We start from the raw sequence: 11694 nt of genomic DNA on the forward strand, positions 1-11694 counted from the left end.
ATTAGCCTGCCTGCATGAAACCGCTGACCGAGCAGGACATCCGGACCGCCTTCGTGAACTGCACCAAGGGCGAGGCGAAGCGCCTCTCCCTCCCCCGTGACCTGTCCGACCGGCCCTGGGGCGATCTCGACTTCCTCGGCTGGCGGGACCCCCAGGCCCCGGACCGCGCCTACCTCGTCACCGAACAGGACGGCCGCCCCCTCGGCCTCACGCTCCGCTGCCCGGGCCCCGGCTCCTGGCAGATGCGGCGCAGCATGTGCTCGCTGTGCGTGACCACGCACACCGGAGGGGTGTCGCTCATGGTCGCGCCGAAGGCCGGGCCGGCAGGGCGGCAGGGCAACTCGGTGGGCGCCTACATCTGCAGCGACCTGGCCTGCTCGCTCTACCTGCGCGGCAGGAAGGACGCCGGAGCCGGCGGAAGGCTCCACGAGTCCCTCACCACGGCGGAGAAGATCCAGCGGACCACGGCGAACCTCGCCGCGTTCATCGCCAAGGTCACCGGCTGACGACGACCCGCACTGCGCACCGCGCCGTACGGTGGTTCCTCCTCCCGGGATGCCCCGGTCATCCCACCCGGGCACCGCGCCGCCCGGTGTCACCTCGCGCACCCGTGGCGGTACCGGCCGGTTTGACGTGTCTGTGCCCGGGCAGCCGATCAGTACCCGACGCGGATGAGCGGCCACGCCGCCGACCCGGCGCGCGGTTCTCCCGGCGGCGCGGACCGATGGGACGCGCTCCGGAGGAGTGGCAGCACGCGGGCGCGAGCCGCCCGCACGCCCCTGGAGGAACCGATGGAAAGTGCATTCGACGCTTTCACGGCCCTGCTGGACCCCCCGGTCCATGTGGTCACCGCGGCCGCCGGCCCGGAACTCGCCGGGTGTCTGGTCGGCTTCGCCGGGCAGTGCTCCATCGAGCCGCCCCGCTTCGTCGTGTGGATCTCCAAGGCGAACCACACCTACGGCGTCGCGTCACGCTGCGACACCCTCGCCGTCCACCTCCTGCCCCGGCACCGGCACGACCTGGCCGAACTCTTCGGAGGACGGAGCGGCGACAGCACCGACAAGTTCGCGTCCGTCGCCTGGACACCCGGCCCGTCCGGGGTGCCCGTCCTGACGGATGCCCAGGCCTGGTTCGTCGGCCGGGTGCTCGACCGGGCCGACTGGGGCGACCACGTCGGCTTCCTCCTCGAACCGGTCGGCACCGACGCACCCGCACACGCGGCCTCCCTGACCCTGGACGACGTCAAGGACATCGACGCCGGCCACCCCGCATGACGGGGAAGGGACGCGGATGCTCCCCGCGCGCGGCGCGGGCGGGCCCGCCAGGATGAGAGGGTGCAGACGTTCCTGCCCTGTCCCGACTTCGCGGCCTCTGCTGCGGCGCTCGACCCGAAACGGCTCGGCAAGCAGCGGGTGGAGGCCCTCCAGGTGCTGCGCGGCCTCACCGTGCCCGGGTACGGCTGGCGCCACCACCCGGCCGTACGGATGTGGACGGGGTACGAGGAGGCGCTCGTGCGATACGGCCTGGAGATCTGCCGGGTCTGGACCGCCGAGGGCCACCCGGACACCTGCGCGGTCCAGCTCACGGACGGCCTGCCGCCCCACAGCCACAGGCCACCGCGCACCCAGGCGGAGCTGGCCCTCGCGGCGGAGCTGCCCCCGTGGCTGGGCGCGGCCGGGTTCCACCGCAGCCACCGGTCCTCGCTCGTCCGCAAGGACCCGGACTTCTACCGGCCCCGCTTCCCGGACGTACCGGACGACCTGCCCTACGTCTGGCCCGCCTCGGACCGCGCGGCACGGATCTGACCCACCGCACCGGGCCACCGCGCCGCCCCGCTCCAGGCCGTCATCCCCGGCCCCCGCGTGCGCGACGGGTGCTGCGGCCCGCGCCCGGACGGCGCCCCGCCGCCCGGGCGCGTCCGGGGTGGCGAGCCGCCTCCTGAACCCGCGGTGCGGACGTGTCGGCAGGGCCGGGGCGGGCAGACGCACCGTATGTGGCTGATGAAACCTCCTGGTGTCTACCGGGCACAGGAAGACACCGATCTGCTGATTTCGAGCCTGCTCCGCGAGCGCCTCCACGAGGGGGACGAAGTGCTGGACATCGGCACCGGGACGGGTGCGGTCGCCCTCGCCGCCGCCGGGACGGGCGCCCGCGTCACCGCGATCGACGTCTCGCGGCGCGCCCTGGCGACGGCGTGGTTGAACGGCGCGCTGAACAGACGGCACATCCACGTTCGGCGCGGGGACCTGCTGGAGCCCGTCCGCGGGCGCCGGTTCGACCTGGTCGCCTCCAATCCCCCGTACGTGCCGGCGGCCGCCGACACCCTTCCGACCCACGGCCCGGCCCGGGCCTGGGACGCCGGACCGGACGGCCGCGCCCTCCTCGACCGCATCTGCCTCGACGCCCCGCAGGTGCTGGCGCCCGGCGGCGTGCTGCTGCTGGTGCAGTCCTCGCTGTCCGGGGTCGGGGCGAGCTGCCGGGCCCTGGCCCGGGCCGGGCTGCGGACCGAGGTGGTCGCCCGGCAGCGGCTCCCCTTCGGTCCGGTGATGTCGGCACGGGCCGACTGGTTCGAGCAACAGGGGCTGGTCGCCCCGGGCGTGCGGCACGAGGAACTGGCGGTGATCCGCGGTGTCCGGCCGGCCTGACGCGAAGCCCGCCACGCGCCTGACGATGCCCGAGCACAGCGGCCCCCTGCTCGTGGAGGGGCCCGTCGAGATCGTCCTCGCGGACGGCAGCGTCCGGCTGAGCGAACGCCCGGTCGTCGCACTGTGCATGTGCAGGCGCAGCAAGCGCTATCCGTTCTGCGACACCAGCCACCGCCGCCGCTCGGTGCCGCCGGCCGAGCAGGCCGCGCAGGCCGCGCAGGGCGACGGCGAGGACGCGACGGACGCCGACCACTGAGCCCGCCGCGACGGGAACGGGGCGCCCGTCGTGCCGTCGCCGCGCGCGGCCGGTGAACCCGCGACGGTGGCCGGGGCCGCCCATCCATCCGCAGGACCCGTCAACCGAGCGGTGACGAGACGCCCGGGAGCAGTTCGAGGACGCAGCACTTCGGGCCGCCACCGGCCTTGGCCAGCTCCGACACGTCCACGCCCACGGGCTCGAACCCCATGGCCGCCAGTCGCCGCGCCAGTGCCGTGGCCGCCGCCGGCAGCAGGACGTGCCGGCCGTCGCTGACGGCGTTCAGGCCGAGGTGGAGGGCATCGCTCTCCAGCACCCGGACGGCACCGGGGAACAGCGTCGCCAGGCGGTGCCTGCTGCGGGCGGAGAACGCACCCGGCCAGTACATGACCTGCTCGTCGTCCAGGACGGCGAGGGCGGTGTCGAGGTGGTAGAAGCGCGGGTCGACCAGCTCCAGCGCGACCACGGGACGGCCGAGGCAGCTCTCGGTCTCCGGCACACCGGCGGGCTGCGTGCGGGGTCCGGTGCCCGCCAGCACGAGTCCGGCCACGGCCAGGTGGTCGCCCTGGCCCTCGTTCACGTGTTCCGCGCAGCGGACCCGCGTGAAGCCGCGATCCCGGAACCACTTCTCGTAGGCGGCCGACTCGGGTGCCCGCTGGGAGTGGCGGAAGGTGGCGATGAGAGCGCTGTCCCCGATGACCGTGGCCCCGTTGGCGGCGAACACCATGTCGGGCAGGCCGGGGACGGGCTCGACGAGATCGACGCGGTGGCCGAGCCCTGTCAGGGTGCGGCGCAGCGCCTCCCACTGGACCTCGGCCAGGGCTCGGTCGACGGGCCGGTGCGGGTCCATCCACGGATTGATCGAGTACTCCACCGCGAAGTAGGAAGGCGGGCACATCAGGAAGTGGCGCGCGGATGCCTCTCGTGCGCTGCCGGTCATGATCGGGTCCGCCTTCCGCCTCCCGGCCCGTACGCGCAGAGCCGCCAGACGTGCGCCTGGTATCCCAACAGTGACCGCCCGCACGGCATGCGGCACGACGGGCCGCCCACCGCTCGCCCGATCGGGCCGGTCGGGCCGGTCGGGCCACACCGGCCGCGTCGGCCGCGACAGCGCCGGCGGACAACGAACCGGGCACCGGCAGGCGGGCAGCCCGCGCCCTCGGCGTCGAGCGAGAGGCACCAGGGGCGGCCCTCGACGGCGTGGAAGTCGACAGCAGGGGCGCGACCGAGGTGCCCGCCGGTGCGGACTTCGCGGTGGCGGGCCCGGCGGCAACGGCGGCGGCCCAGGTGCGGCGCCCCCCACCCAGGTGCTTCACCAGATCGGACGGCGTCCACTCGGGGCAGGTCGGCACCAGCACCTCGGGACCGGGCGGAGCGGCGACCGAGGCACGGAAGGCGGTGGCCCGCTCGTCGATCAGCCGCAGCAGATCATGGAACTCCCGGGTGTCCTCCGCTCCGGCTGTCCACGACGGGCGCCTCCCCCGGGCACCCTGCGCAACGCAGCTCGGGCTGCCGACGTCAGACTCGGCAAGCCACTCGTCGGCGAGCCGCATCCCGCGACGGTGCGAGCTGTCCCCCGCTGGACGCAGCCCCTCCCAGGACGACGGCCGGCGCCCGATCGACAGGGCAGGCAGTGGACGCACGGGCAGCTACCCCATGTCCCGGGCGGCGCCGCTGCCCGGTCACTGCGGCGTGACGGTCACGGTGACGGCGGGCTGCGGCTGGTTGCCGGTCGGGACGCTCAGGTTGATCCAGCCGAGGAGCTTGACGGCGGTCAGTGCGACGATCAGCGCGAGGATTCCCCCGACCACCCAGGCGGCGTTGCGCAGCGACGCCTGGTTGGCGGCCCTGGCCTCCTCCACCCGCGGGTCCGCCGGCCGGGCGAAAGCCGGTACGGAGGAAGCCTGCTGGATGATGACGGTCCGCGGCTGCTCGGCCGGGCGCTGCTCGGCCGCCTTGGCCAGGTAGAGGGCGACGGCTTCGCCGCAGTTGTCGGGAACGCCGTGCAGGGGGCAGGTGTCGGCGGGCGTCGGCAGGGTCATCAGCGTCTCCTGGTCGGGCTGGTCGGGCTGGCTGGGCTGGCGCGGGATGGCGCGAGGTGGTTGCCGGGAGGGCACCCGGCGGATGGCGGGGCCGGGCGGTTGAGGTACCGGCCCCGGCGGTGGAGGTCAGCGCGCCACGAGCACACCGCACGGGCGCGGGCTCGTCCGCACGTGGGCCGTACGCCTGGCGGTGGTCGCGGCCTCGCCGGGCCGGCCGTCGGGCGGCCGGGGTGTCGTGGGGGCGCGCGGCACCGTCGTGGAATGGCTCATGGCCTACAGTCTGACGGTCCGTCCGCCGGATGGTCAGGCCGGGGCGCGCGCCGGTCGTCCGCCACGGCCCGGCCGGTCGCGCGACGGGGCCGAGCGCGCCTCGGCGGACGGTGCCGGTGACCTGCGAACGGCTGGGGGGAGCACGATGGGACGCGGCCCGGCCAGGCCTAGGTCTGCGGTCCGATGCGGGTGCGGCGGCGCCGTGTGAGGGTGGGGGAATGACATCGCCTTCCCTCAGTACCAGCGAACTGGCCTATCTGCGGACCCAGCGACTCGGCCGTCTGGCGACCGTGGACGCGAAGGGGAGGCCGCAGGTCAACCCGGTCGGGTACTTCGTGCGCGAGGACGGCACGATCGACATCGGCGGCCGGGCCATGGGCGGGACCAGGAAGTGGCGGAACGTGGGCGCGAACCCCTTCGTCTCCCTGGTGGTCGACGATCTCGCGAGCGTGAACCCGTGGACCGTGCGCGGTGTGGAGATCCGGGGTGAGGCCGAGCAGGTGGTCGGACCGCACGGACTGGGCGGCTACCTCAGCGAGGAACTGATCAGGATCCGCCCCTACCGCATCATCAGCTGGGGGCTGGTCACGCCGGCCGGCTGACGACCAGCAGTACGGGGCGGGGCAGGCAGGGGGCCGGGCTCCCGTCCGCGGAGGGGAGCCCGGCCCGTGCCGTGGTGCGGTCTACCAGATCGCTTCGATCCACTCGGGGTGGTCGATGAACGGGTTGCGGTTCTTCTGGTAGGTGTCGTAGATGAGCTGGTTGCGTCGCTCCTCGAAGGCGCTCGGCGGGTCCTGCACGTTCCACTGCTTCAGGACGGAGAGGCGGCCCAGGAAGGGGACGCTGCCGTTGGGAACCGTCTCGTTGGGCTCCAGGTCGGCCCAGCCGTCGCCGCCCTCGTAGCGGACGGCCATGTAGAGGATCATGCGGGCGACGTCGCCCTTGTCCGCGTCGCGCGGTTCGAAGGAGTCGGAGTCCGTGTAGCTGCCCGGTGCGCCGCTCACGGCGGTGCCGCCCTTGTCGAAGTCCTTGTTGCCGCGGGTGCTGTTGACCTGGACGTCCGCGGCGCGGAGGTGGTGCAGGTCGGTGCCGGGGCCGGCCGAGGTGCCGAAGTTGCCGTGGGACTGGGCCCACACGTGCTCGCGGTTCCAGTCGCCGACGTCGCCGCCGTTGAGGGTCTTGCTGCGCGAGACCCCGCTGTAGAGCAGGATCACGTTGGCGGTGTTGTTCGGGTCCTGGTCGGTCGCCTTCAGGGCGTTCCAGACCGCGTCGTACGAGATCTTCGTCTGGGTGCTGATGATCGTGTGCAACGCGGCCTTCAGGCTCGTGCCGCTCTTGCCGATCGCGTTCTTGTAGTAGGTGCTGTCGTACGCCGTGGTCGTAGCGCTCGCGGGGGTCGCGGCGACCGTCGGGAGGGTGAGGCTGAGGAGAACGGCGGAGACGGTCGCCGCCAACGCCTTCCATCTGCGTATCTGCGCAACGGGCATGGGGATGCCTTTCCCGGGACGGCACGCGCAGGACGGTGGCGGGTTGCTCAAGGGCGCCGCGATCTACGCGTGTTGACTAGGTGGTAAGCGCGAGCATGACACGTCGTGAGCTCCTGCCGTGTAACCAGGAGAAGGCCGTTCTGTGACGTTCTCGCATACACCGCGCGCCTTCGACGACCACCCTGGCGTGGCATCCGAAAGATCTCCAACTGGCATAGCAATGCACGGGATTGGCGCCAACGACACGCCGCGGTGTCGAGGCGGGCCGTCCCACACCCGGTCCACGATGACGGCTCGCCGGTTGAGGTGACGGCCGACGCCCGGCAACGGACATCCACGTCCCCGGCGCGGACCTGCGCATGGTCACCTGCACCGCAGCAAGCGGAGGCAGCAACGCGGGGGAACCGGACCTCCTTCGACTCACCGGCGGCCACGCGGGTCGGCCACGCCGGACAGAAGCAACTCACCGCCGGGCGCCCGCCACCACCCGTCACCGTCGGCGGCCCGACGATGGCGGTGGTGCCGGCGGGGCCTCCCGCTCCCCCCGTGGGGAGGAGGAGCGGGAGCGCGCAGGCACGGTGGATGTCAGCGGGCGGCGACGGCCCGGATCTCGCCGGCGATCAGCCCGGGGTCCTCCTCGGCCATGAAGTGGCCGCAGGAGACCGTGCGGTGCCGGAGGTCGTCGGCCCAGGCGCTCCACAGGCCCTCGGCGTGGTAGCCGAGGGCCGCGCCCCAGTCCTGCTGGAGGACGGTGACCGGCATGGCCAGCCGGTTGCCGGCCTCCCGGTCGACGGTGTCGTGGTCCACGTCCGCACCGGCGGAGGCGCGGTAGTCGGCGACGATGGACGGCACCGCCGCCGCGGACGCCGCGAGGTAGTGGGCGCGGACGTCGGCGGGAATCGCCTCCGGCGCGTTGGTCCACGCATCGAGGAAATGGGCGAAGAAGGCATCGGCGGACGCATGGATCATCTGCTCCGCCAGGCCCGGCGGCTGCGCCATCAGGTAGAGGTGGAAGCCGACCGCGCCGGACACGCCGTGCAGGGCGTCCCACATGTCGAGGGTCGGCAGGACGTCGAGGAACAGCGCGTGGGACACCGCCTCCGGGTGGTCCATCGCCGCGCGGAAGGCGACCAGGGCGCCGCGGTCGTGACCGGCCAGGACGAAGCGATCGTGTCCCAGCGCGGCGGCGAGGCGGACGACGTCCCGGGCCATGGTCCGCTTGGAGTAGACGTCCGGACCGCTCTCGGCGGGCTTGTCGCTGGCGCCGTAGCCGCGCAGGTCGGGACAGATGACGGTGTGGTCGGCGGCGAGGTCGGCGGCGACGTGCCGCCACATCAGATGGGTCTGGGGAAAGCCGTGCAGCAGCACGACCGGGCTGCCGGTGCCGCCGACGGCGGCGTTCAGCGTCACACCGTCCTCGACCGACACGCGGTGCTCGGTGAATCCGGGGATGCTCGGGTGTGTCACAGCGACTCCTGTGGCTCGTGGCAGAGTGGACGTCCCGGACCTGCCGGTCCGGAGCCTCCGGGGACGTCACCCAGGTTGGAGGTCCCGGATCAGCGATCGATGAGTGGACACGCGGCGCCCCCGGGAGCGCCGCCCACGAAGGGACGGAGCGGTGGGCTTGCAGTTCGGACTGCTGGGGCCGGTCGCCGCCTGGGATCCCGACGGCGCGGCCCTCCCGCTCGGCGCCCCCCGCCACCGGGAGGTGCTCGGCCGGCTGCTGGTCGCGCGGAACCGGGTCGTCCCGGTCAACCGGCTCGTGGCCGACCTCTGGGAGGACGGACCCCCGGCCGGGGCGGTCGGCGCGGTCCGCACCTTCGTCGCGGCGCTGCGCCGCACCCTGGAACCCGGACGCCCCTCCCGGCAGCCGTCCCGGCTGCTGGTCACCGACGGCCCCGGCTACGTCCTGCACGCCGGACGCGACACGGTCGACGCCTGGCGGTTCGAGGACGGCGCGGCGCGGGCCGCCGAGGCGCCCCCGCACGCGGCGGTCGCCCTGTGGGACGGGGCGCTCGCCCTGTGGCGCGGCCCGGTCCTGGCCGACTTCCCCCACGCCGCATGGGCCGCCGCCGACCGGGCCCGGCTGGAGGCGCTGCACCTAGACGCGGTCGAGCGGCGCGCCGATGCCCTGCTGGCGTCCGGCGCCGCCCGGGACGCGGTCGCCGGTCTGCAGGCCCACCTCGCCGCGCACCCGGGGCGCGAGCACGGCTGGGTGCTGCTGGCGACCGCGCTGGACCGGTCCGGCCGCCGGGGCGAGGCACTGGAGACCCTGCGACAGGCCCGCCAGATCGTCACCGCCCTGTTCGGACCCGGGTCCGGCGCTGCGCTGACCCGCACCGAGTCCCGCATCCTCAGCGCACCGGCCGGCTCCGCGACCGAGCCGGCCGGGACGGCGGACAGCGTCTGGGAGCGCACGGCCGCCGCCTGGAACCGCTCGGTGCCCGCCCGGTCCCGGGCCCGGCTGCACGCCACGGCCGGCTTACTGCGCGACCTCGCGGTGACCGGCGCCGACGGGCTGCAGGAGGCCCGCGAGCACCGACGGGCCTTGGTCGCGGCCGCCGAGACGACCGGCGACACCGAGCTGGCTGCCAGGATCATCGGCTCCTACGACGTCCCGGCCGTGTGGACACGTGCCGACGACCCCCGGGACGCCGGCCGCCTGGCCCGCTCCGCCGCCCGGGCCGCCGCCCGGCTCGGCCCGGACGGACCGCCCGCACTGCGCGCCCGGCTCCTGTCGGTCGTCGCGGTCGAATCACGCGGCGACGCCGCAGCCGACGAACCGCCTCCCCGGGCAGCGGAAGCCTCCGCAGCGGAGCCTTGGCGGCTGCGCGCCGAGCGCGCCGCCGAGGAGGCCGTCCGCCTCGCCCGCCGCCTCCAGGACCCGGCGCTGCTCGCGTTCGCCCTCAACGGCGCCTTCATGCAGTCCTTCGCCGGCTGCGGATCGGCCGCCCACCGGGACTCCCTCGGCGCCGAACTGACCCGGCTGGCCGTCGACCACCAACTGCCCGGGCACGAGGTACTGGGACGCCTGATCCGCCTCCAGGCCCTCGCCGGGCTCGGCAACCTCGCGGCGGCGGACACCCAGGCCGAGGAGATCGACCGGCTCGCGCACCGCAACGAACGCCCGCTCGCCAAGGTGTTCACCGCCTGGTACCGGGCCCTGCGCACCTGCGAGACCGACGGATGGGCAGCGGCCCGCCCGCGCTACACCCAGGTGCTCGCGGAGACCGCCGACTGCGGTATGCCCGGCCTCACCGGGGGCGCCGCCGTCCTCGTCGCGCTGATCCCGGTATTGCGGGGCGACGCGCTTCCCGATCCCGACGACTTCGCGCACCTCGACGCCGGCCCCTACCGGCCCTGGCTCGACCCGCTGTTGCTGGCCGCCCGCGGCGCCACGGAACAGGCCCGCCGGGCACTCGCCGAGGTTCCCCGGCCTCCGCACGACCTCCTCCAGGAAGCACTGTGGTGCGTCCTCGCCCGAGCGGCGGCGGCCGTGGGCCACCTGCCCGTCCTGCGCCGCGCCCGCGACGAACTCGCCGGCGCCGGAACCGAGATGGCCGGGGCCGGGAGCGGTCTGGTCTCCTACGGCCCGGTCACCCGTCACCTGCTGGCCGCCGACGCCGCCCTCGGCCTGCACTCGCCCTCCTCCGGGGGATCGGCCGGCGACGGCGACTGACTCCCCCGGCCCCGATGAACGTCGGCCGAGTGGCTGCTCCGGGGCGGCCCGATGCCTACGCGAACAGCCGGATCGCGCGTGTCGCCGCCGCCAACCTGCCTGTATTCGAAGGAGCCTGAGACCGTGACCGACTCCGCCGGGAAACCCCGTCGTCCCCAGGACCCGTACCTTGACTACGCACGTCTGCGCTCCGAATGCCCCGTGCAGTCCGTTCCGACGGGCTCCCACGGACACGGCAGCTACCTGGTGACCGGCTACGCCCAGGCCCGGCAGGCGTTCACCGCACCGGGGCTGTCGAAGGACGCCTCGGCGTTCTTCGCCGACAAGCAGTCGCCGCGCGACCTGCATCCGGCCGTCGCACGGAACATGCTGACCACCGACCCGCCGCAGCACACCCGCCTGCGGAGCCTGGTGACCAAGGCCTTCACACCCGGCACCGCCGACCGCCTGCGCCCCTACATCGCCACTGTCACCGAGGACCTGCTCTCGTCCTGGAGCGCCGGCCGGCAGGTCGACGTCATCCAGGGCCTCGCCGGCCCGCTCCCCGTGACGGTGATCTGCGAACTGCTCGGCGTCCCCGCCGCCGACCGCGCCGAGGTGAGCCGGTGGTCCGACGACCTGTTCGCGACCGGCCGTCACGAACAGATCGACACCGCCTCCCACGCGCTGGCCGACTACATGGGCCGCCTCGTCGCAGCCAAGCGCCGCCGGCCGGACGAGAGCGTCCTCGCGGACCTGATCGCCGTCCGTGACCACTCCGACCGGCTCAGCGAGGAGGAACTCGTCTCGCTCGCCGTCCTCCTGTTCGTGGCCGGCCACGAGACCACGACTGCTGCGATCGGCAACGCCGTACTCGCACTGCTGCGACACCCCGAGGCACTGCGGGCCCTCCGGGCCCGGCCCGAGCGCATCCCGCTCGCGGTGAACGAACTGCTGCGGTACGACTCCCCCGTCGGCATCGCCACCTTCCGCTGGACGACCGCCTCCATCGGCCTCGGCGAGCACGGGGTTCCGGCCGACACCCCCGTCCTGATCAGCCCCGGCGCCGCCAACCGCGACCCCGACCGCTTCCCCGACCCCGACCGGCTCGACCTCGACCGCGACGCCACCGGCCACCTCGCCTTCGGACACGGGATCCACCGCTGCCTCGGCGCACCACTCGCCCGGGCCGAGATCGAGATCGCGGTCCGGGCCGTTGTCACCCGCTTCCCCGGCCTGCGGCTCGCCGTACCACCGGAGCAGCTCCCCTGGCGACAGGCTCGGCTCATCCGGGGGCTCGTCTCGCTGCCCGTCGTCCTGTGAGCCGGCCGGCCCG

At 74.2% G+C, this 11694-nt stretch carries 13 protein-coding genes; 8 read left to right on the forward strand and 5 right to left on the reverse strand.

Going from position 1 to position 11694, the window contains the following annotated elements:
- Window positions 1-14 precede the first annotated feature (14 nt).
- The 5 genes from ACFUK0_RS14865 (at window position 15) to ACFUK0_RS14885 (ending at window position 2901) form a co-directional block, all read left to right on the forward strand.
- Entirely contained in the window at window positions 15-506 is a 492-nt protein-coding gene (locus ACFUK0_RS14865) for an FBP domain-containing protein (protein ID WP_380249977.1), read from the forward strand.
- A 285-nt stretch (window positions 507-791) separates the two neighbouring features.
- On the forward strand, window positions 792-1274 hold the full coding sequence (locus tag ACFUK0_RS14870; protein WP_380249979.1) for a flavin reductase family protein: 483 nt from the start codon (window positions 792-794) through the stop codon (window positions 1272-1274).
- 60 nt (window positions 1275-1334) lie between these two features.
- A complete protein-coding gene (locus tag ACFUK0_RS14875; RefSeq protein WP_380249981.1) occupies window positions 1335-1805 on the forward strand; it encodes an MSMEG_6728 family protein in 471 nt (156 codons plus the stop codon).
- A gap of 186 nt (window positions 1806-1991) precedes the next feature.
- Complete coding sequence (locus tag ACFUK0_RS14880; protein ID WP_380249983.1) at window positions 1992-2645, forward strand: HemK2/MTQ2 family protein methyltransferase; 654 nt, start codon at window positions 1992-1994, stop codon at window positions 2643-2645.
- A 25-nt stretch (window positions 2646-2670) separates the two neighbouring features.
- Window positions 2671-2901 carry a CDGSH iron-sulfur domain-containing protein gene (locus ACFUK0_RS14885; protein WP_380249985.1) on the forward strand — a complete coding sequence of 77 codons (231 nt, stop codon included), beginning with the start codon at window positions 2671-2673 and terminating at the stop codon, window positions 2899-2901.
- A 100-nt stretch (window positions 2902-3001) separates the two neighbouring features.
- Here the strand turns inward: ACFUK0_RS14885 and ddaH are convergent, their stop codons facing one another.
- From ddaH to ACFUK0_RS14900, 3 genes are all read right to left on the reverse strand, one after another.
- The gene (ddaH, locus tag ACFUK0_RS14890; RefSeq protein ID WP_380249987.1) at window positions 3002-3841 is read right to left on the reverse strand and encodes a dimethylargininase; all 840 of its coding nucleotides are present in this window, start codon (window positions 3839-3841) and stop codon (window positions 3002-3004) included.
- 742 nt (window positions 3842-4583) lie between these two features.
- Window positions 4584-4943: a hypothetical protein gene (locus ACFUK0_RS14895; protein WP_380249989.1), complete on the reverse strand. Its 360-nt coding sequence runs from the start codon at window positions 4941-4943 to the stop codon at window positions 4584-4586.
- A 126-nt stretch (window positions 4944-5069) separates the two neighbouring features.
- The gene (locus ACFUK0_RS14900) at window positions 5070-5213 is read right to left on the reverse strand and encodes a hypothetical protein (protein ID WP_380249991.1); all 144 of its coding nucleotides are present in this window, start codon (window positions 5211-5213) and stop codon (window positions 5070-5072) included.
- Window positions 5214-5431: 218 nt separating this feature from the next.
- On the opposite strand from ACFUK0_RS14900, the gene ACFUK0_RS14905 reads away from it, so the two are divergent.
- Window positions 5432-5815, forward strand: coding sequence for a PPOX class F420-dependent oxidoreductase (locus tag ACFUK0_RS14905; protein ID WP_380249993.1), 384 nt, complete (start codon window positions 5432-5434; stop codon window positions 5813-5815).
- Window positions 5816-5896: 81 nt separating this feature from the next.
- On the opposite strand, the gene ACFUK0_RS14910 is transcribed toward ACFUK0_RS14905, so the two are convergent.
- Complete coding sequence (locus tag ACFUK0_RS14910; RefSeq protein ID WP_380249995.1) at window positions 5897-6700, reverse strand: endonuclease I family protein; 804 nt, start codon at window positions 6698-6700, stop codon at window positions 5897-5899.
- A gap of 585 nt (window positions 6701-7285) precedes the next feature.
- Window positions 7286-8167 (reverse strand): alpha/beta hydrolase, encoded by an 882-nt coding sequence (locus ACFUK0_RS14915; protein ID WP_380249997.1) that lies wholly within the window; start codon window positions 8165-8167, stop codon window positions 7286-7288.
- A 151-nt stretch (window positions 8168-8318) separates the two neighbouring features.
- Here ACFUK0_RS14915 and ACFUK0_RS14920 point away from each other — a divergent pair, with 151 nt between their 5' ends.
- Window positions 8319-10379, forward strand: a complete 2061-nt coding sequence (locus ACFUK0_RS14920) for a BTAD domain-containing putative transcriptional regulator (protein WP_380249999.1) — start codon at window positions 8319-8321, stop codon at window positions 10377-10379.
- A 123-nt stretch (window positions 10380-10502) separates the two neighbouring features.
- Window positions 10503-11681: a cytochrome P450 gene (locus ACFUK0_RS14925; protein ID WP_380250001.1), complete on the forward strand. Its 1179-nt coding sequence runs from the start codon at window positions 10503-10505 to the stop codon at window positions 11679-11681.
- The last annotated feature ends 13 nt before the right edge of the window (window positions 11682-11694 follow it).

Source organism: Kitasatospora sp. NPDC057223 (assembly GCF_042669755.1).
Taxonomy (GTDB): Bacteria; Actinomycetota; Actinomycetes; order Streptomycetales; family Streptomycetaceae; genus Kitasatospora.

Bases quoted from the DNA above. Each gene is read 5' to 3' on its own strand.
- ACFUK0_RS14880 (WP_380249983.1), top strand. From the start codon at position 1,992: ATGTGGCTGATGAAACCTCCTGGTGTCTACCGGGCACAGGAAGACACC.
- ACFUK0_RS14865 (WP_380249977.1), top strand. From the start codon at position 15: ATGAAACCGCTGACCGAGCAGGACATCCGGACCGCCTTCGTGAACTGC.
- ACFUK0_RS14870 (WP_380249979.1), top strand. From the start codon at position 792: ATGGAAAGTGCATTCGACGCTTTCACGGCCCTGCTGGACCCCCCGGTC.
- ACFUK0_RS14910 (WP_380249995.1), bottom strand. From the start codon at position 6,700: ATGCCCGTTGCGCAGATACGCAGATGGAAGGCGTTGGCGGCGACCGTC.
- ACFUK0_RS14895 (WP_380249989.1), bottom strand. From the start codon at position 4,943: ATGACCCTGCCGACGCCCGCCGACACCTGCCCCCTGCACGGCGTTCCC.
- ddaH (WP_380249987.1), bottom strand. From the start codon at position 3,841: ATGACCGGCAGCGCACGAGAGGCATCCGCGCGCCACTTCCTGATGTGC.
- ACFUK0_RS14885 (WP_380249985.1), top strand. From the start codon at position 2,671: ATGCCCGAGCACAGCGGCCCCCTGCTCGTGGAGGGGCCCGTCGAGATC.
- ACFUK0_RS14900 (WP_380249991.1), bottom strand. From the start codon at position 5,213: ATGAGCCATTCCACGACGGTGCCGCGCGCCCCCACGACACCCCGGCCG.
- ACFUK0_RS14905 (WP_380249993.1), top strand. From the start codon at position 5,432: ATGACATCGCCTTCCCTCAGTACCAGCGAACTGGCCTATCTGCGGACC.